This is a genomic window from Magnetospirillum sp. XM-1, assembly GCF_001511835.1.
Taxonomy (GTDB): Bacteria; Pseudomonadota; Alphaproteobacteria; order Rhodospirillales; family Magnetospirillaceae; genus Phaeospirillum.
In genome coordinates this window covers 2,542,604-2,563,413 of the sequence record NZ_LN997848.1, presented here as the reverse complement: position 1 = coordinate 2,563,413, position 20,810 = coordinate 2,542,604, and the positions used below count along the sequence as shown (strand labels likewise).

The following is a 20,810-nucleotide window of genomic DNA, read 5'->3' as shown; positions in this document are numbered from 1 at the left end:
GTGGAAAGGGGCTTTGATGAACCAGAACCCTGGCGACGAAACGCCGCCGTCACCAGAACACCTGCTCCACGAACTCCGCGTCCACCAGATCGAACTGGAGATGCAGAACGACGAATTGCGGCGGGCCCAACTGGCCCTGGAAGAATCCCGCGACCGCTATGTCGATCTCTTTGAATTCGCTCCGGTCGGCTATCTGATCCTGTCCCGTGTCGGCGTAATTACCCAGATCAATCTGACCGGCGCGGCCTTGCTGGGAGTGGAGCGCGCCGGGGTGATTGCCCAGCGCTTCGACGCCTTCGTCGCTGGCGCCGACCATGACCGCTGGCATCGGCATCTGGCGCATGCCCTCAACCATTCAGGCCGGCACGAATGCGAGCTTGCCCTTCTGCGGGCGGACGGCAGCAACTTCAGCGTCCATCTCGATTGCCAGTTGCAGGAACAGGATGCTGCCCCGGTCCTGCGCGTCGCTCTGACCGATATCACCGCGCGCAAGCGTGCCGAGACGGAACTGGCCGATACCCGCGAGGCGCTGCTGCGGGCTAACGAGAGACTGCGAGCCTCGAACCGGGACCTCGAGCAATTCGCCTACGTGGCCTCCCACGACTTGCAGGAACCGCTGCGCATGGTGGTCAGCTATGGCCAACTGCTGGAAAAGAAGTACCAGGACCGACTGGACGACGACGCCCATACCTTCATCGGTTTTATGGTCGATGCCGGCGCCAGGATGCAGGCCATGATCACCGACCTGCTGGAATTCTCGCGGGTCGACCGCATGGGAGGAGAGCGGGAGCCGTTCGACAGCGGCAAGGCGGTGGAGGACGCCAAGTTCAGCCTATCCCAGGCCATCGCGGAATCCGCCGCCGAGATCGGTCATGCCGGTCTGCCGGAGATCGTCTACGATCGCCACCAGTTCGTCCGGCTGATGCAAAACCTGATCGGTAACGCCCTTAAGTATCACGACCCGGGCCGACCGCCCAAGGTCACCGTCACCGCCCGCCGCGACGGGCATCAATGGGAGTTTTCCGTCAGCGACAACGGCATCGGAATCGACCCGGCCTATTTCGAGCAGATATTCGCCGTTTTTCGCCGCCTCCATACCCGCGACCGGTACGGAGGCACCGGTATCGGCCTTGCCGTCTGCAAGAAGATCGTCGAACATCATGGCGGTCGCATCTGGGTGGAATCGACCCCCGGGGCGGGCAGCACGTTTTTCTTCACGGCACCGGACCCCTGACGCACCTGCGCCAAGGGCACGCAATCCCGCCAGGGCTCAGGAGTATTTCCGGTGACGAGCAAGACCTTGCCTCAGCCCCCCGCGGCCGAACTGTCCATTGTCGGTCTGGGGGGGTCGGCCGGCGGCCTGGAGGCGTTCGAGGCCTTCTTTCGCAATTTGCCGGCCGATACCGGCATGGGCTTCGTTCTGGTCTCCCATCTCGACCCCAGCCACACCAGCATCCTGACCGAGATTCTGCAGCGGACCACCGCCATGCCGGTGGTCGAGGCCGCCGACCAGATGAAGGTGGAGGCCAACCGGGTCCACGTCATCCCGCCCAATCGCGACATGACCCTGTTGCAGGGGCGCCTGCAACTGAGCCTGCCGGAACAGCCGCGCGGCCAGCGCATGCCCATCGACGCCTTCCTGCGTTCGCTGGCCGAGGATCGGGGCGAACACGCCATCGGCATCGTCCTGTCGGGCACCGGCTCGGACGGCACCCTGGGCCTGCGCTCCATTCTGGGGGCCGGCGGCATCAGCCTGGTGCAGGACCCGGCCACCGCCCAATACGACGGCATGCCGCTCAGCGCCATTCAGGCCGGCTTCGCCACCCATGTGCTGGCGCCCGAGCGGATGCCCGCCATCTTGCAGGCCAATCGTCGCCACCATGCCGAGATTTCGTCTGCCCCGGCGACCATCGGCGGCATGAACAGGATCATGATGCTGCTGCGCTCGGGTACCGGGCACGACTTTTCCGGCTACAAGAAAAGCACCATCGGCCGGCGCATCGAGCGGCGCATGGCCCAGCACGATATCGAGGACATTGAGGTTTATGCCCGTTATCTCAAGGCGCATCCCGCCGAGATCCAGACCCTGTTCAAGGAGTTGCTGATCAACGTCACCAGCTTCTTCCGCGACCCCGAAGCCTTCGCCATCCTGAAAAAGGACATCCTGCCGCAGATCCTGGCCGGCAAGCCCGACGATTACGTGGCCCGGCTATGGGTCGCCGGCTGTGCCACCGGCGAGGAGGCCTATTCCATCGCCATGGTCCTGCGCGAGGTCATGGAGGAATCCGGTCGTGAACTGAAGGCTCAGATCTACAGCACCGATCTCGACGACGACGCCATCGCCACGGCGCGCACGGGCTTTTACCCCGTCAACATTACCCAGGACGTCTCGCCCGAACGGCTGCGCCGCTTCTTCGTCAAGGAGGAGAACGGCTACCGGGTGAGGAAGGACATCCGCGAGATGGTGGTGTTCGCCATCCAGAACGTCATCAAGGACCCGCCTTTCACCCGGATGGATCTGGTCAGTTGCCGTAACCTGATGATCTATCTGGAAGCCGACCTGCAAGGCCGCCTGATCCCCGCCTTTCACTACGCGCTCAGGCCCGGCGGCGTGCTGTTCCTGTCGCCGTCCGAGAGCATAGGCGGCCATACCGAGCTGTTTTCGCCCTTGAACCGAAAGTGGAAGTTCTACCGGACAGCTCCATCCCTCGTCTCGACCCGGGCGATGATGGCCAGCGGTCTCGCCTGGACCACCGACGCCACCCGCAGCCCCCCCGTGGAAGTGATGACCAAGACCAAGGACAGCAACATCGCCGAAATGACCCGCCGGGCGCTGGTCCAGTCCTTCGCCCCGGTCTCGGTGATGACCGACAGCAAGGGTGACATTCTCTATGTCCATGGCGACACCAGCCGCTATCTGCGCCCCCCGCCCGGACAGGCGACGCTGAACGCCGTGGAGATGGCCCATGAAGGCTTGCAGCTCGAACTGCGGAGCGCACTGGGCCAGGCGGTCAGCCACGGCACGCCGACCCTGGAGCGGGAGGTGTCGTTCCTGGTCGGCGAGGAGGTCCGCCGCGTCCGGCTGGGCGTCAGGCCGCTGCCGGATCCCGAGCCCGGTCTGGGGCTGGTGCTGATCAGCTTCCAGGATCTGCCGGTCTCTGATCCCGGAAAGCCGGCGCGCCGTCGCCGCGCCCCCGGCTCCGCCGACCGCGAGCGCATCGAGGAACTGGAGCGCGATCTGGCCTACACCAGGGAAAACCTCCAGGCCACTATCGAGGAACAGCAATCCTCCAACGAGGAGCTGAAATCCGCCAACGAGGAGCTGCAATCCACCAACGAGGAACTGCAATCCACCAACGAGGAATTGGAAACCTCCAAGGAGGAGCTGCAGTCGGTCAACGAAGAGCTGATCACCGTCAACGCCGAGCTGCAGGCCAAGATCGAGCAACTGGCCGGCATGCAAAACGACATGAAGAACCTGCTCGACAACATCAATGTCGGCACCATCTTCCTCGACGACCGCCTGGCCATCCGCCGCTTCACGCGCGAGGCGGCCAAGGTTTACCGTCTGGTCACCACCGACGTGGGGCGCCCCTTGGGCGACATCAAATCCGACCTGGACGGCGACGATTTGCTGGCCCAGGCGCAGAAGGTGATCGACTCCCTGATCCCCTTTGAACGGGAGGTGCGCACCATCGGCGGCGACTGGTATCTCACCCGTATCCAGCCCTACCGCACCCTGGACAACGTCATCGACGGCGTGGTGATCACCTTTTCCAATGTCAGCGCCCGGGTCGCCGCCGAACAGGCCGAGCAGGAGGGCCGCGACATCGCCGATAGCATCGTCGATGCGGTGGACAAGCCCCTGCTGGTGTTGGACGGCGCCTTCACCGTCATCTTCGCCAGCAATTCGTTCTATCGCGGATTCAACGTCTCGCCGGCGGAGACGCGGGGGCGGTCGGTCTACGCCCTGGGGCACAACACCTGGGACACCCCGGCCCTGCGGGACCAGCTCGAAACCATCCTGCCCAACCGGCAGAGCTTCGACGGCTTCTTGCTGGATCACTACAAGATGCGGCTGAGCGGCCGGCAGATCGTCTGCAAGACCAGCGGCAAGCCGCTGATCCTGCTGACGTTCGAGGAGAACGCCGCCGGATAACCGCCTGCGGAAAGGATAGGCCATGCGCATCCAGGACCTGCCGGCCGAAGCGGTTTACGAGGCCCTGGGCACCTCGTCGGAGGGCCTTTCCGCCGCAGAGGTCGCGCGGCGTCTGGCGGAGTTCGGCGTCAACCAGGTGGAGCGGATCGTTTCGGACCCCCTGCCGTTGCGCTTCGCCCGCCAGTTCACCCATCTGTTCGCGGTGGTACTGTGGCTGGCGGCGGGCATGGCCCTGTTCGCCGAGACCCGGCAGCCCGGCCAGGGCATGGGAACCCTGGCCATCGCCATCGTGCTGGTGATCGTCATCAACGGCGGCTTTTCCTTCTGGCAGGAATACCGCAGCGAGCGCGCCCTGGAATCCCTGATCCTGCTGCTGCCGCTCAAGGTCAAGGTCCGGCGCGGCGGTGAACTGGTCGAGGTCGCGGTCACCGAACTGGTGCCGGGCGACGTGGTGGTGTTGGAGGAGGGCAACGCGGTTCCGGCCGATTGCCGCGTGGTCCGCTCCATGGGCGTTCAGGTCAACCTGGCCTCCATCACCGGGGAATCCGTGCCGGTGGTCCGCGATTCCGAACCTGATTCTTCGGCGGAGCCGGGCGAGGCCCGCAACGTTCTGCCGACCGGAGCCGATATCGCTTCCGGTGAGGCCGAGGCGGTGGTCTTCGCTACCGGCATGCGCACCATGCTTGGCGCCATCGCCCACCTGACCCAGACCGCGGGCCAACAGGCGTCGCCGCTGCAAAAGGAGGTCATCCGGCTGTCGCGGATCATCACCCTGATGGCGGCGGGCAGCGGCGTGGCGTTCTTCGCCATCGGCATGGCCGGCGGCATGGAGATCTGGCACGCCTCCATCTTCGCCATCGGGCTGATGGTCGCCAACGTGCCCGAGGGGCTGCTGCCCACCGTCACCCTGGCCCTGGCCATGGCCAGCCGGCGGCTCGCCCGCAAGAACGTGCTGGTCCGCAAGCTGACCGGGGTGGAGACCCTGGGCTCGACCACCGTCATCTGCACCGACAAGACCGGTACCTTGACCGAAAACCGCATGCAGGCCCGGCGGGCCTTCATGGCCGGCCGTCTGATGGAGGCCGATTCCATCGCCGCGGGCGGTCTGGCCGGAAGGCTGGCCCTGGAAACCGCCGGCCTGTGCCAGACCCTGGACGTGGTGGACCAGAAGCTGGTGGGCGACCCGACCGAGATCGCCCTGGTGAACCTGGCAGGTGGTATGCCCGCCGTCGAACCGCTCGACGGGATTTCCTTCGATTCCTCCCGCCGCCGCATGGCGCTGCTTTATTCCGGGGAAAGCGGTCCGGTGCTGCATGTGAAGGGGGCGCTGGAATCGCTGCTGCCGCTTTGCGACCGGATCGCCGGCTCCGACGGCGTCCGGACGATCGCCGAAGCCGACCGCAAGGCCCTCGCCCAGGCCGAGATCGATATGGCGGAGGCGGGCATGCGGGTGCTGGCCCTGGCTCGCCGGGAGATGGAACCCGGTACCGCCAAGGAGGAATGGGAGAACGAGTTGGTGCTGTTGGGCCTGGTCGGCTTGCAGGATCCGCCGCGTCCCGAGGTTCCCGACGCGGTGGCGCGCTGCCGCGTGGCCGGCATCAAGGTGGTGATGGTCACCGGCGATCATCCCCGCACCGCCGAGGCGGTGGCCCGCCAGGTGGGGCTGGTCACCCGGCACCGTCCGCGCATCATCGTCGGCGATCACCTGCAACGCATTTCCAAAACCCAACTTCAGTTGGCGCTGGACGCCCCGGAGATCATCTTCGCCCGCACCCGGGCCGACCAGAAATGGCGCATCGTCGAAGCGTTGCAGGCCAAGGGCGAGGTGGTGGCCGTCACAGGCGACGGCGTCAATGACGCCCCGGCCCTCAAGCAGGCCGATATCGGCATCGCCATGGGAGCGTCGGGCACCGACATGGCGCGGCAGGCCGCCGACATGGTGCTGCTGGACGACAATTTCGCAAGCATCGTCGCCGCCATCGAGGAGGGGCGCGCCGTCTTCGACAACATCCGCAAGTTCTTGACCTACATCCTGACCTCCAACATTCCCGAGATGGTGCCCTACCTGCTGTTCGCGGTGTTCAGCGTGCCGCTGGGCTTGACGGTGGCGCAGATCCTGGCCATCGACTTGGGCACCGACATGGTGCCGGCCCTGGCCCTGGCGGTGGAGCAGCCCCGGGCCGACGTTATGAATCGCCCGCCTCGCGCCCGCCGCGAACGCTTGATCGATACCGCCCTGCTGGTCCGCGCCTACGGTTTCCTCGGCCCCTTGCAGGCGGCGGGCGCCATGGCGGCATTCTTCGCGGTCCTCCATGCCGGAGGCTGGTTCTGGGGCAAGGAACTTCCAACGGATTCGGTGCTGTACCTGCATGCCACCACCGCCTGCCTTGCCACCGTGGTGATCATGCAGATGGCCAATCTATTCGTCTGCCGCAGCCATGACCGGTCGGCGTTCTGGCTGGGTCCCCGGACCAACCGCCTGATCCCCGCCGGGCTGGCCTTCGAGGGGGTTCTGATCACCGCCCTGGTCTATTCGCCGCTGGGCAATATCTTATTCGCAACGGCCCCCCTGATGTGGGGCGATTGGCTGCGGGCATGCCTGTTCGCCGCGCTGCTGCTGGCGGAAGAGGTGAGGAAATTGTTCGTCCGCCATGGAGTTTTGCAAAATAAATAATATTAAATCGCGAAAATAGATAATATCGTGTACTGTATTTATTGGATTTTATTCATTTTTCATACCTTGTGTCGGGTTGTGTAGGCGTGGCTGGGATTAATGGAAGTTGCCTCAACTACTGGTGTCAATTATGTCTCATCCGTGGAACAAGTTCATGCGGCCCAGGCCATTGCCAGGGAGTCTGCCGACTTTCGGCGACCATGAGCCGCTGTTGGAGGATGTGCTGCGCGACCCCATCATCCATTGCCTGATGGCGTGCGATGGCATCGAGATGGGCGCCATGGAGGCTCTCATCCTCACGACGCAAAGGCGGCTCCAATGACAGCCCGATTCCGTGGGGTGACGATCGGCCAGCCTCTGGCCCCAATGGTGCTGGAGGCTGGCCATGCGGGACCGGCCGTCAAGGCGGGACGTGCCCTGTTCAAGTTCCTGCGGCTGGGGCGGCCGGTCTCCCCCCTGCGGCTCGGCGACCGTTTCAGAAAGGCCATGGACCAGTTTGACAAGGTCTGGGAAGTCGTCCGGATATGGACCGCCGTCGACGGCCTTCTCCATGTCCGCCTCAGATGTCTGGATGGACAGGGGGAAACGCGGATCATCTCGGCCATCACCCTGACGGATTCCAATTTTTTCTTGCCGGTCCCGACACTGCCGAGCCCGGACTAACCCGCCGCCAGCAAGTCACGAAGCACATAAGGCAGGATTCCGCCATGGCTGAGATAGTCCAGCTCGATGGCGGTATCGACCCTCAATTGCAGGCTGATCGCACGGCTACGGCCTTGGCGGTTGACGATCTCCAAGACGACTTCCTGCCTGGGCCGCAAGACCCCGCTCAGGCCGCGGACATGGAATTCCTCATCCCCCGCGATCCCCAGAGACGCCGCGGACTCGCCGTCCCGGAACTGCAGCGGAAGCACCCCCATCCCCACCAGATTGGAGCGATGGATACGCTCGAAGCTTTGCGCTACCACCGCCCGGACGCCCAACAGCTTCGGCCCTTTTGCCGCCCAGTCGCGGCTGGACCCGGTGCCGTACTCGGTCCCGGCGAAGACGATGGAGGGAATGCCCGCCTCCTGATACCGGCTTGCCGCATCGAAGATCGGCATCTCCGAGCCTTCGGGCTGATGGAGGGTGAGGCCGCCTTCGACCCGCGATCCGTCGACCTTGGCGGGGAGCATCAGGTTGCGGATGCGGACGTTGGCGAAAGTGCCGCGCATCATCACCTCGTGGTTCCCCCTCCGGGCACCATAGCTGTTGAAATCGCCGGCGGCGACGCCGTGGGCCAGCAGGTATTGCCCAGCGGGTGAAGAGACGGCGATGGAGCCGGCCGGGCTGATATGGTCGGTGGTGACCGAATCCCCGAAAATCGCCAGGGCACGGGCGCCGACGATGTCGCCGACGCCGGCGGGCTGCGGGGAAAAGCGTTCGAAGAACGGTGGTTCGGCGATATAGGTTGACGTCTCCCAGGCATAAGCTGGCCCGGTTTGGGTCGGGATGTCGTTCCACAGCGGATTGCCGTGGACGAAATCGCTGTAGAGACGGCGATAGAGCTCGGGATCGGTGGCGACGAGCAGGGCGTCGGCCACCTCACGGCCGCTCGGCCAGATGTCCTTGAGCATCACCGGTTTGCCGTCTTTGCCGGTCCCCAACGGCTCTTGAGTCATGTCGATGGCGATGCGGCCGGCGATGGCGAAGGCCACCACCAGCGGCGGGCTCATGAGGAAATTGGCCTTGATCGCCGGGTGGATGCGGGCCTCAAAATTACGGTTGCCCGACAGCACCGCGGCGCAGACCAGATCGTCGGCAGCGATGGCCTGCTCCAGATCGGGCATCAGCGGGCCCGAATTGCCGATGCAGGTCGTGCAGCCATAGGCGACCACGCCGAAGCCCAGCGATTCCAGATCTCCCAGCAGCCCGGCCTTGGCCAGGTATTCGGTGACCACCCGCGAACCCGGAGCCAGGGAGGTCTTGACCCGTGGCCCCACTTTCAGCCCCAGCGCCACCGCCTTGCGGGCCAGCAGGCCGGCGGCCAGCATGACGCCGGGATTGGAGGTGTTGGTGCACGACGTGATGGCGGCGATCAGGACATCGCCATGGCCGATATCGGCGGCGGCCGTTGTCTCCACCCGATGGCGCCGGCCCAACGCCTCGGCCGGTCGGCCATAACCATCGTCTTTTGCGGGGGCGGAGAACAGGGAGGTGAAGGCGCGGCGCATGTCGGAAAGGTTCAGGCGGTCCTGTGGCCGTTTGGGGCCGGCGATGGAGGGCTGAACCGAGCCCAGGTCGAACTCGATCACCTCGCTGTAATCGATGTCACCCGGCATGGGCATGCCGAACAGGCCTTGGGCAGAATAATAGGCGCGGAAGACCTCGATTTCGCTGTCCGTGCGGCCGGTGGCCTCCAGATACCTGACGGTTTCCTCATCCACCGGGAAGAAGCCCATGGTGGCGCCGTATTCCGGCGCCATGTTGGCGATGGTGGCGCGGTCCGGCACCGCCAGCGAGCGGGTGCCTTCGCCGAAGAACTCGACGAACTTGCCCACCACCTTGGCGCGGCGCAGACGTTCGGTAAGAATCAGCACCAGATCGGTGGCGGTGGCGCCTTCGGGCAGGCGTCCGTGCAGATGCACACCGACCACGTCGGGGGTGAGGAACACCAGGGGCTGGCCCAGCATGCCGGCCTCCGCCTCGATGCCGCCGACGCCCCAGCCGACCACGCCCAGGGCGTTGATCATGGTGGTGTGGGAATCTGTGCCGACCAGGGTATCGGGATAGGTGATGCCGTCCTTCTCGAGCACGCCGCGCGCCAGGAATTCCAGATTGACCTGATGGACAATGCCGATGCCCGGCGGCACCACCCGGAAGGTGTCGAAGGCCTGCATACCCCATTTGATGAAGCGGTAGCGTTCGGCGTTGCGCTGGAACTCCCGGCGCATGTTGAGGTCCAGTGAATCCGCCTCGCCGTAATGGTCCACCTGGACGGAATGGTCGACCACCAGATCGACCGGAACAAGCGGCTCGATGATCTTCGGGTTCTTGCCGAAGGCCTGGGCCACGCCACGCATGGCCGCCAGATCGCACAGCAGCGGCACGCCGGTGAAGTCCTGCAGCACGATGCGGGCGACGACGAAGGGAATTTCCTGGGTGCGCGGCGCGTCGGGGCGCCAATTGGCCAACTGACGGACGTGCTCCTCGGTGATTCGCTTGCCGTCGCAATTGCGCAGCACGGATTCCAGCACGATGCGGATGGATACCGGCAGGCGCGACACCGGACCATCGGTCACGGCATCCAGGGCGGCCAAGGCGTAATAGCGGGAAAGCCTTTCATGGCCGAGCGAAAGATTGCGCAACGCGCCGAACGGATCTGGGAGCATGATGATCTCCAACGAGGTCAGCCTGGAGAGGAGCCGCGCATGAACGCCACTCGGCCGGAAAAGGATTCCTTCGGCATCATCCCGGTGCCCGAGCCTCATATATGGGGAGCCCAGACCCAACGGTCGCTGGAATATTTTGCCATATCCGGCGAACGCATGCCGATGGAACTGATATCCGCCCTGGCGCGGGTGAAGGGGGGCTGCGCCCGGGCCAATGCCGAGCTCGGCCTGCTGGCCGCCGGCAAGGCCGATGCCATCATCGCTGCGGCGCAGGAGGTGCTGTCCGGCCAGCATGGAGAGGAATTTCCCCTGTCGGTCTGGCAGACCGGCTCGGGGACCCAGACCAACATGAACATGAACGAGGTTCTGGCCAACCGCGCCTCCGAAATCCTGGGGGGTGAGCGCGGACTGAACCGCTGTGTCCACGCCAATGACGACGTCAATCTGGGGCAGTCTTCCAACGACGTCTTTCCCACCGCCATGCATGTGGCGGCAGCCGTCGCGGTGGTGACAAGCCTGCTGCCGTCACTCACCCGCCTGCGAAAGAGTCTGGTAGGGCTGACGGAAGAGTTCGCCGCTATCGTCAAGATCGGCCGCACCCATCTTCAGGACGCCACGCCGCTCACCTTAGGACAGGAATTCTCCGGCTACGCGGCGCAGTTGGATCATGCCGAGGCGGTGCTGCTCGCCACGCTGCCGTCCTTGTATCCCCTGGCCATCGGCGGCACCGCAGTGGGGACCGGCCTGAATACCCACCCGGAATTCGGCGCCCGTGTGGCGGCGCAATTGGCTGCGGATGTTGGCCTGCCGTTCGTTTCCGCCGCCAATAAATTCGCCGCCTTGGCGGCCCATGACGGGATGGTTGCCATGCACGGCGCCGTCAAGACCCTGGCGGCTGCACTGATGAAGATCGCCAACGACATCCGCTGGCTGGCTTCGGGGCCGCGCTGCGGATTGGGCGAGATCAGCCTGCCGGAAAACGAACCGGGCAGTTCGATCATGCCGGGCAAGGTCAACCCAACCCAGTGCGAGGCTCTGACCATGGCCTGCTGCCAGGTGATGGGCAACGATGTGGCCATCACAATGGGCGGCGCCTCGGGAAATTTCGAGCTGAACGTCTTCAAGCCGTTGATAGCCCACAATTTCCTTCAGAGTGTCCGCCTCATGGCCGACGGAATGGCGAGCTTCGAACGCCATTGCGTGCGCGGCATTAGCGCCAACCGGCAGCGCATCGGCCAATTGCTGGAGCAGTCGCTGATGCTGGTGACGGCGCTGGCGCCCCATATCGGCTATGACCGCGCCGCCGAGATCGCCAAGCGCGCTCACGCCGAGGGTTCGACCCTGCGCCAAGCCGCCCTGGCGACAGGCTACGTGACGGCGGAGCAATTCGACGTCTGGGTGGACCCGACGATCATGGTCTGACGCGGCTCGCAGCCTGCCGTCAACGTCATCAGGATTTCGGTCTACCGCCCCCCTAATTTGCCGTGATACCGACCGAGTTGGGTTTGGCTCAGGTCATGCGGATAGCAGGCAGAACTCCTCGGCATTGAAGCCGAGGAGTTCTCTCCAGCCTTATATTTCGGTGCTTTCTGCAAGATGCAGTGCGTCCTCTATGTCGACGCCAAGGTAGCGGAGCGTGCTCTCGATTTTGGTGTGGCCAAGCAGGATCTGCACGGCGCGCAGGTTGCCCGTCTGCTTGTAGATGATGGACGCCTTGGTGCGGCGCAGAGAATGCGTTCCGTAGTCCTCCGGACGCAGACCGATCCCAGTAACCCATTCATCGACGAGACGCGCATACTGACGAGTGCTGATGTGCTTGGTATGATCGACCCTGCTGGGAAACACGAAATCGTCAAGCGTGCCTCCTCGACGATCGAGCCAGGCAAGAATGCTGTTGCGAGCGGGTTCAAGGAGCTCGAACTGAACCGGCCGGCCGGTTTTCTGCTGAACGACGATCGCCCTTGGGCGAACTTGCCCGCCTCTGACGACATCTCCAATTCTGATCTTGACGATGTCGCACCCTTGAAGCTTGCTGTCGGTCGCCAGGTCGAACATCGCGCGGTCGCGCAACCTCTGCTCTCGATCCAACCAGAACCGGATAGCCCAAACTTGCTGCGGCTTCAGCGCACGCTTGGCGCCAACCTTCCGTCCAGCGTTCCACGGTCGCTGATCTTTCGCACATGGATCAAATTCGGAGCGTCCCATAGCCGTTCTCCTCTTGGCCAATTGTGACTGAGGAGAGGATGGTAGCCGCTGCGACAGTTCTTCAACGCAATGGCCGCTAACGGGGGACGGTACTGATCCGCAGGATGACCGCTATGGGCGCATAGCGGCCTGTGCCGCTGGCCCGCCACTCTTCGACATGGCAGCTTTCAGCCGTCCAAAACCATCCCCTAACCGTCTGATTTCATTGAAGCGAAAAACACCGTTTCCCGACGTTTCCGGCCGCCCCCAATTTCCACCACCTCATTGAATTCACATCAGAATCCCCCGCCTTCCCACGCATCCATGGTCTGCACGGTGCATTGACGGCAGCATGCCGACACATTGCGTCCCCAAAGACCCCGACATTTCCAGGAAAGCCCCTGTTGATGAACGTCATGGATACGTTCCTCGACCCGATTAAACATGCTTGGCGCTGAAGCCGCATTGAGGCGGCGCAGCATCGGCGCCGGGTGATGGTGCATGGGGACCGGAGCGGTAGACCAGGATGAAACAACAATGAAGCTGATCGATGCCCTCCAAGACGAACACGTGCTGATCGAACAGGTGCTGGGATCCCTTCGCGTATATGTGGACAGGCTCGTTGACGGGGCTGCGGACCCGGTTGACGGCAGACGCTTCGCTGCGTTCTTCACTGAGTTCGCAGGCCATTTCCATCATGATCGCGAGGAGGGCGTGTTCTTCGAGGCGCTCGTGACGGAGGCGGAACTGCCGGGCGACCGCGGGCCATTGTATGCCGTGGCGCACGAGCACGCCGAGATGGGGGGCTGGCTGCGCGAGATGACGCCGTTGCTCGAACAAAGGCCGCAATCCGAGGACGATCGTGTTCGGCTTCAGGCTCTGGCAACCCGTTACTCACACGCGCTCTGGCGTCATATCGACGCGGAAAATTCCGTCTTGTACCCGGAAGGGGCCGAGCGGCTTTACCGATGCGGCGTTCGCGAGTTGTCGGATCGACCGATGAACGACGCTGAGGCGGCCGCGCGAGAGGACGGCGCGGCCCTGCTGCTCGTTTATCCGCCGGTCGAAGACTCGACGCTCACGCGCGGTGACGGTTGTTTCATGTGCCGGGCCTACGGCGAGACCTGCGACGGATTCGAGGCCGAGTGGTGGACCGAGCACGAGTGGGAAGATGAGGGTGACTTAAGCGACTGACACCCCCGGTACGCCACGACGTCCAAACGAAATTACCCGCTCGGGGCCTGCCGCGACTGGGGCGAGAAAGCACCGCAGGTCGAACCGCTACGGGAGCGGGTGACCTGTTCCCCTGATTGCTTCCGGTCAAAGGCAGGAGCCGGTCTCAGGTTCGGGTCAGCGATCAGTGAGTTCGGGACGGCCCTGCCCTATTTCGCCGGGCCGCAACACGCCTTCATTCGATCAACAAGCCCCTTCTGCGCATCAGGATCGATACCACGAACTCGCACGCCCGCTCCTGGTGCTGTCGCCACATCATCCGATGAGCCATCGGGAACGTCCGCAGGGGCTGGAGATGGCGTCTGAGGCTGAACTGAAACGGTAGAGCCAGGGCCGGCTTCGGTCTTAGCCGTAGCGCATCCCGCAAGCGTTCCGACGACAACCAACACAAGAGCAACTCGTTTCACGTCCTGTCCCCTACCAAATCCCGATCACTTGCATCACCTGGTTGAGATGGCGTTGACCACCTGGCGCAGGTGACTGCGAAAATACCCCTCGATAACCCCGTTAGAGGCAACGATCACCTGTCCTATATTCCGCCGATCCAACAAACCGCCATCCGCCAGAGCAACCAGCGTCTTCCGACAGGTCTCGGGCGAGATCAGCGGCGCCAGGAACCGTCCGATGTCGGACTGATCAAGGCGTAACCTGCCGGCACCGGCATTCTCAAGCACTTTCGCCCTCTGCTCTGGGGAAAAGACGGCTTCCTCGATACGCTGGCGCGCCACTCCTTGCTGCTTGAGGATGTCCGGGGCGTCAAGCATGGCCACCATATCCCGGTTATGGTGATCGATGAAGGCCCCGATCCTTTCCGGATCGTTCAGGCGAAACTCCTCGATCAGGAAGTAGAACTCGGCGATCTGATAGGCATTGTCACTTCTCAGTATGGCAACGGGCAGTTCCTTGCCACCCTTTCCAGGGGAAGGTTGGTTGGCATGATGCTGTCGGGCGAAGGTCACAAGGTCGTCAAAGAATTTTGATCGCGCCGTGCGCATGGCGTCCAGGCAACGAAATTCCAGCCCACCGAGACAAGACTCACTCATTCTTCCCAATTCCTTACATTGCAGGAAGATCTGGATGCGATCCTAGTGCGCGCCCCGACCCGCCACGGCAAAGTCGGTCCCGCGGGAGTATCCCGTGGGGTATTGCGGATATTCGGGGTATTTGCTCACCAGGGCGGGGACTTCCTCTTGGACATATTGGATTAGCCCCTTTGCCGTGACCAGGCCGTCGGGCCGGGCCGCCTTGCCTCCGAGCGCCGCCAGAAGCGCGTAGGTAAACACGCCGTGGCGCAGTTCGGGAATCTCGAGCGCGTATTGGTTCCGATCCGTCGCCGCCAGCACATGGGTCCCGACCGTCCGCGCCATCAGGCGCAGCGACTTCAGGCCGCGATAATCATTGAGCGGCGACACCGCGGCTCCGGAATTGCAGGTATCGATCAGAACCAAGGTCCGCTCGGCGGCCATCGCCTCCATCGCCGCCTTGATATCCTGGGCTGATAGCGCCACCCCCGCCAATTGCGTCTCATCGGCGGGAATGTGGATCTCCTGGGATATGAAATACCATTCGTCACCGACGCTGACACCGTGACCGGCCATGTACAGCACCACGACGTCTTCCGGAGGAACGGAGCGCAACTTCCCCAATGTTTCGAGGATGTGCGCCTTGGTTGCCCCCTCGTCGATGAGCGGGATGACCTCGGCAATGGGAAGCGGGACATGGTTCGGCGCCGTCAGGAAGCGGGAAATAGACTCGGCATCCCGGCGGGCAAACCACAGTTGTAGCGATTTCTGGTCATAGCGGTTGATGCCGACCACCACCAGATGCAGCTTTCCTGTCAACTGAATCGCGGCGCCGGCATCGACGACGACCCGCTTGGGCCGGCTCTCCAGCCGTTCGGCGTTGACCGCCGTGGCGCTAAGCGTATTGCGCCCCGGACCGAGTTCGACATCATATCGGCCGACCAGTTCATCCTTGCCGCCAATGGATCTCTTCACGACCTCGCCGGCATTGCCGGGGATCAGCTTCCCATTCCGGTACAGGCGAATTTCCGCCACCCCGCCGCCGTCATCGGCAGCCACCACCTCGACCGTGACCCGCCTTTGACGGGTCGGTTCGTTTTCAGCCTTGATCTCCACCTTGGCCGGAAAGGGCACGCCGTCCGGGATGCTGCTGACATCGGCGATGTTGGCGCCCCCCGCCACGGTTCGTGGCAACAGCGCCGCCTCATAGTGGGTTTCGGCGAAATCCTCCACCTTGGCGACGTTGTCGTCGGCCTGCCATTCGATGCCGTCCAAGGCATCCTGATTTCCGTCATATCGGCCTTTGGCGTCGATCACCGCCCAACCGGCCTGCGTGGAAATCAAGCGGAGCAGAGTTGATCCGCTGTTCAAATTCCATAGGCGCGTCGTGCCATCCTCCGAGGCGGAAAGCGCCATCTCGCCGACCCGGCTGGCGATGACCTGGGTTACCGCCTTGTCATGCTTGCCCAATTCACGGGTGTCGCCGCCACGAAGATAGGGCCAGAAACGGATTGCCCCGTCATCGTCGCCGATCAACAGTCCCGCCACCTTCGGAGAAAAGGCGATGCTGGTGATCTTGGTGGAATCACCGCTGAAAGACGCCACGTCTCCGCCGTCGGGGCGCCAGATATGGATCTTGCCGCGACGTGTCCCCGCCGCCACCATGTTTCCGTCGGCATTGACCGCCAGGGCGGTTATGGCGGCTCCGCCGTCAAGATCCGCCACCTTTTGACCAGTGGAGAGATCCCATATCCTGAGATGCCCATCGGCTCCGGCCGTCACCAGCGTCGTACCTCCGGGCAGGAAGCGGGCATGCGTCGCCCCGGAGTCATGGGCCGCGAACTCCCGTTCGATACGCCCATCCGGCAGGGACCACAGCCGGACATGTCCGTCATCGGCGGCGGTGACCAGCCGAGCGCCGCTGGCGGCGATGGCGACGTCCGTAACGGTGGTCGGGTGTTGGCCGAGATTGGTGACCTCACCCAGGTTTCTCAGGTTCCAGACCTTGACCAGCCTGTCCTCGCCGACGGTTACCGCGCGGCTCCCATCGGATGCCACCGCCACGGCGGCGATCCGGGCCTGATGCCCCTTCAAACGGGCGACTTCCTGGCCGACCCATAGATCCCATACTCTGACGGTATTGTTGCCGACAGCAGACACCAGGGTGTGCTCGTCCCCGGTAAGGGCCAGCGCGCTGACCCCTCCGGTGGCTCCTTCCGCCACCACCAGTTTGGGCCGGAATATGCGTTCAACGTTGCGCTGGACAGCCTGTCCGATCGACTGCGTCTGCCGCTGAATGACTGAAAACTTCCCCTGGGCCTGAACTGCAGGATTGTGGGCGGTCAACACCAACGCCCCAACCAACGCCCCCACAAGTCGACGCATCAACCAGCCCCCCTCCGCAATAGGCGTACCAGTATAGCCAAGCCGAGCCGATTGTCATCGCGCTGCCGTCAGGCGCCTTCTAGCTTCCGCATCGCGGCGGCTCGCGCAACAGGTCGGCCCAACGTTCCCGCCAGCCGGTCTCATGGGTCGCTCCCGGTACCGTCCTTACGCTCACGCAAGGCGATGCCGAGGCCTGACGGAATCGATCGGCGATAACCGGAGGAACAACGGAATCAGCGCTGCCGCTGAAGTGAATCTGAGGCGTTTTGGCCAATTGCCCCGCCGCGTCGATGGCGTTCAACGAACCCGACAGGGGGGAAACCTTGGCGAGGCGATTGACCTCGGCATGATCGAGATTGCCGGCCACGGTGCGGATGCTCGCCACATCCTGGCGCCTGGCCGCCACCAGGACCGCCACGGCCCCGCCCCCGGAATAGCCGATCAGGTTGATCTTCTGGCCCGGGGCATGGGCGGCCACTTGGTCGACCGCCTGATTCATGGCGGCGATGATCTCGGGCGCGAATCGCTTGCCTGTCCAATAGGGAATGCCGCAGGCGGGATTCTTCGCCCTGGCAGTGAACTGGCAGGGCCGCGCCAGATAGACCACGTTGGGGGCGCGGTCCTGGGCCGCCAACTGCAGCCCCATGGCTTCACGAGGTGTCGGGTCAAGCGACACCTCGGATCGCGACACCCAGGCGAGGCCATCTCCCTCGATGTAGATGTCGATGGGGGCATTGAGGTCGGTGATCCGGGCAAAGGTGGTCAGCACGAACGGATCGGTCTTGATCAGCATCCGCGTCAGCCCCGCCGGCCCGGCGATGGCATCGGCGTTGGCGTCCCGGTCCAGGGTGGCGCAGCCGCCCAGAAACGGGATGACCAGCGCCAGAAGGCAGACGGCCCGCTTCATCCTCAGAACTCCATCCTGGCCTGGAGCGAACCGGTATGGCTGACATAGCGGTCGGAAAGGCCGGCGTCGTACTTGGCCGACAGGGTGGTGTTGCGCACCGAGGCCAGGTCGAGGCCGATGCCCAGGGTGAAGGACTCGCTGGCGGCGTCCGTGCCGGTGTTGGTGAAGGAGGAACCGCCGTCCACATAGGCCGAGGTCTGGTCGTGGGCCTTGGTGTTGAACTCGTGGCTCCACACCGCCCGGGCATTGGGCCTGACGTTCCATTCGCGCCACTGGGCGACGGTGGCGGCGGCCTTGACGCCCAGGCTGGACTTGATGGAATCGGTGTTGGACGAGCCGACGGTCAGCGCGGCGGCGGCGTCCTTCTCGGTGTAGCCGTCCTGGCGCAGGTGGTTATAGGCGATGCCGGCCAGCGGGGTCAGGGTGATGCCCGCCCCGACGGCGAAGGGCACGCCCAGCTCGGCCTTGGCGCCGTACTGGTTGCCGCCATAGGACGACTTGGCGGTCTGGCGGGCGGCGCCGGTAACATTAATGACGCGGATACCGTCATAGGTGTGATGGCCGTAGGTGAGCGCCCCGTCTACGTACCAACGGTTGGCGGTATAGGTGCCATAGAGGCTGCCGATATAGGAGTTGATGGTCTGACCCGAGCCCTCGCGCGAGCCGGCATCGTCGACGCCGGTGCGGGCATAGGCGAAGGACAGGCCGAGACGCAGAGGCTCGGCCACCTTGGCGTCGGCGCCGAAGGCCACGCCGTAGGTGTCGGCGGTATAGCCGTCGCCCCCCAAGCGGCGATCCTGGTTGGCGACCGAGCCGAAGGCCTGTGTCCAGACGCCGAGGCCGCGCAGCATTTCACCCGAGGAAACGCCCGTGCCGCCGCCGGTCTCCGCCGAGGCGGCGCGCACGCTGTCGGTGCGCACCGAGATGGTGTTGACCGCCTGGCCCACCGCCCCCAGCGCCGCCTGGGTGGTGGCGCCGTTGGCCGAGGGGCGCAGTTGGGCGCCGGCCTTCTCGATCTCGGCCGCCGAAGTCAGGTTGTTGACCGCATTGGACAGCGCCGTCATGGCCGAGTTGCTGCCGGAATAGGACGCAATGGCTTTGACGCCCGCGCCGTTGGTGCCGCTGGCCGAACCGGCCGCGTTGGAACCGGAATTGGTGATGATGATGTTGCTGTACCCGGTGCCGTAGGACACGCCATCGGTGTCGGTCTGGCCGGCCCCGGTCACGGTGCTGACCGTCCAGCGGTAGCTGCCCGAATTGATCACGGAGGGGAGATTGACCACGGTGCGGCCATCGGTGTCCTGGATGACGATATACTTTGAGCCGGTTGCAACCGTGCCGACCACCGTGGGGACAATGGTGGGAACGCCATTGCTGAACATGGTGGTGTCAACCGGACCGCTCGCCTTGGTGAAAATCCAATAGCCGTGCTTGCCGGTATTGGCGTTGATGGTCGTCTTCATATAGAGCGTGCCGCTGAAGCTCTCGGAAACGTTCATCGCGTCATAATGGTTATAGGTGACCTTGTAGGTGCCAAGATCAAAGGTGCCGCCGTTGATGATACTGCTGGCGCCGGCATGAATCTCGGTATCCTGGCCAAACGCCAGCGTAGCCCCATCGGACAGCGTCACCGAGTTGACCGGCCCCACATAGGCAGTCTGTCCCTGGGACGTAAAGGTGGTTCCAAACGCCTTGCCGATGTCGCCGTTGACGGTGGTTGTGCCGGAACGGAAATAGATGTCGGCACCAGTACCGTTCATGGCGCCGCCGGAGGTCGCCATCCCGTAGATGCTGCCGTTCAGGGTGCCGCCGTAGAAATTGATCTGGTCACCATGGGTAGAGAGCCCGATCCCACCATTCAAGGTGCCGCCGTAATTGTTGAATGTCGCGGCCGCACCGGCCAGATCAAATGTGAGGGCAATTCTGGGATTGCCAAAACTTCCGGCCGCACCGGCGCTCAGGGTCCCATAGTTATTCACGGTAATCGAGCCGGACGAGCCAACATCGACGGCGGTGCCAGCGGAATAGTTCGTTCCCTCCGCGCCACCGACAATTGTGCCCCGATTGGTGATGGTGACAGCCCCCGTCACGTCCGTATCAACCATGACACCTGAGCCGGAGCTGGTTTCGGTTGGAGTCTTCTGCCCACTTCCCCCCGTTACCGCTCCCTCGTTGACGATGGTGGTCGTGCCGCTGCCCCCGGTGACATAAATGGCGCGGTGGCCGTTCGACGACGAGATCGATCCATAATTGGTGATCGTACTGTTGCTGGTCAGCCCATTCAGTTCCACCGCAGGACCGCCTCCGGTGTTGCTGATCGTGCCGGCGCTCTGGTTGGTCAGACTGTTGAGCGTCGATCCGGACTGAACGAAAACGGTAGGGGCCGTGCCGGAACTGGTGATGGTGCCATAGTTCGAAAGGGCGGAAACATTACCGCCCGACCCGATCGAAATGCCGTTGCTGCCACTGCCGGTACCGCCCCGGATGGTCCCATAATTGGTGAACGAGGACAGGGCTGATTCAATATAGACCGCGTCGCCGACGCTGCCATTGGAGGCGTAGATATTGCCGCCAGATAAGACGGTCACGGCGAGGGTAGGACCGGTCGCCGTTAGACTGAGGCCCGTATTGTCGCTGGGGTTGGCGGCTCCGGCCCCCATGAGCGTCGATCCGATATTGACGGACAGGGATGTGACACCCGACCCGTCGCCAGAAATCGCTGCGCCGGCACCGCTCTCGGCGAGAGTGCCCGTCTGAGAGCCGCCAATGGTCAGCGTACCGGACGAGTAACTGGTTCCTGTGTTCTGGTTGGAGATAGAGCCGTCGGTCGTGCTGAAGATCAACCCATCCCCGGCCCCGGCCATTGCCGCCCCGG

General features: G+C 63.8%; 13 protein-coding genes. 7 read left to right on the top strand and 6 right to left on the bottom strand.

Annotated features, from left to right (window positions below; translation table 11 throughout):
* The first annotated feature begins 16 nt into the window (after positions 1-16).
* From XM1_RS11920 to XM1_RS11900, 5 genes are all read left to right on the top strand, one after another.
* Entirely contained in the window at positions 17-1,234 is a 1,218-nt protein-coding gene (locus XM1_RS11920) for an ATP-binding protein (RefSeq protein WP_231920483.1), read from the top strand.
* A gap of 51 nt (positions 1,235-1,285) precedes the next feature.
* Positions 1,286-4,159 (top strand): chemotaxis protein CheB, encoded by a 2,874-nt coding sequence (locus XM1_RS11915; protein WP_068433678.1) that lies wholly within the window; start codon positions 1,286-1,288, stop codon positions 4,157-4,159.
* A 22-nt stretch (positions 4,160-4,181) separates the two neighbouring features.
* Positions 4,182-6,833, top strand: a complete 2,652-nt coding sequence (locus XM1_RS11910; RefSeq protein ID WP_068433677.1) for a cation-transporting P-type ATPase — start codon at positions 4,182-4,184, stop codon at positions 6,831-6,833.
* Between the two features lie 154 nt (positions 6,834-6,987).
* A complete protein-coding gene (locus XM1_RS11905) occupies positions 6,988-7,155 on the top strand; it encodes a hypothetical protein (protein ID WP_156428713.1) in 168 nt (55 codons plus the stop codon).
* Positions 7,152-7,496, top strand: coding sequence for a hypothetical protein (locus XM1_RS11900; RefSeq protein WP_068433675.1), 345 nt, complete (start codon positions 7,152-7,154; stop codon positions 7,494-7,496). The genes XM1_RS11905 and XM1_RS11900 overlap by 4 nt, the downstream gene beginning before the upstream one ends.
* Here the strand turns inward: XM1_RS11900 and acnA are convergent.
* Positions 7,493-10,204, bottom strand: a complete 2,712-nt coding sequence (gene acnA / locus XM1_RS11895) for an aconitate hydratase AcnA (RefSeq protein WP_068437734.1) — start codon at positions 10,202-10,204, stop codon at positions 7,493-7,495. The two genes, XM1_RS11900 and acnA, sit on opposite strands and share 4 nt — an antisense overlap.
* A 39-nt stretch (positions 10,205-10,243) precedes the next feature.
* Here acnA and fumC point away from each other — a divergent pair, with 39 nt between their 5' ends.
* Complete coding sequence (fumC, locus tag XM1_RS11890; protein WP_068433673.1) at positions 10,244-11,626, top strand: class II fumarate hydratase; 1,383 nt, start codon at positions 10,244-10,246, stop codon at positions 11,624-11,626.
* Between the two features lie 150 nt (positions 11,627-11,776).
* Here the strand turns inward: fumC and XM1_RS11885 are convergent, their stop codons facing one another.
* Positions 11,777-12,409 (bottom strand): tyrosine-type recombinase/integrase, encoded by a 633-nt coding sequence (locus tag XM1_RS11885; RefSeq protein WP_068433668.1) that lies wholly within the window; start codon positions 12,407-12,409, stop codon positions 11,777-11,779.
* Between the two features lie 516 nt (positions 12,410-12,925).
* Between XM1_RS11885 and XM1_RS11880 the strand changes: the two genes are divergently transcribed.
* A complete protein-coding gene (locus XM1_RS11880; protein WP_068433667.1) occupies positions 12,926-13,582 on the top strand; it encodes a hemerythrin domain-containing protein in 657 nt (218 codons plus the stop codon).
* Between the two features lie 479 nt (positions 13,583-14,061).
* On the opposite strand, the gene XM1_RS11870 is transcribed toward XM1_RS11880, so the two are convergent.
* From XM1_RS11870 to XM1_RS11855, 4 genes are all read right to left on the bottom strand, one after another.
* Positions 14,062-14,664: a hypothetical protein gene (locus XM1_RS11870; RefSeq protein WP_068433662.1), complete on the bottom strand. Its 603-nt coding sequence runs from the start codon at positions 14,662-14,664 to the stop codon at positions 14,062-14,064.
* Positions 14,665-14,706: 42 nt separating this feature from the next.
* Positions 14,707-17,028, bottom strand: coding sequence for a caspase family protein (locus tag XM1_RS11865; protein ID WP_082700480.1), 2,322 nt, complete (start codon positions 17,026-17,028; stop codon positions 14,707-14,709).
* A 79-nt stretch (positions 17,029-17,107) separates the two neighbouring features.
* The gene (locus XM1_RS11860) at positions 17,108-17,935 is read right to left on the bottom strand and encodes an alpha/beta hydrolase (RefSeq protein ID WP_068433657.1); all 828 of its coding nucleotides are present in this window, start codon (positions 17,933-17,935) and stop codon (positions 17,108-17,110) included.
* A 2-nt stretch (positions 17,936-17,937) separates the two neighbouring features.
* On the bottom strand, positions 17,938-20,523 hold the full coding sequence (locus XM1_RS11855; protein ID WP_068433655.1) for an autotransporter domain-containing protein: 2,586 nt from the start codon (positions 20,521-20,523) through the stop codon (positions 17,938-17,940).
* Between the last annotated feature and the right edge of the window lie 287 nt (positions 20,524-20,810).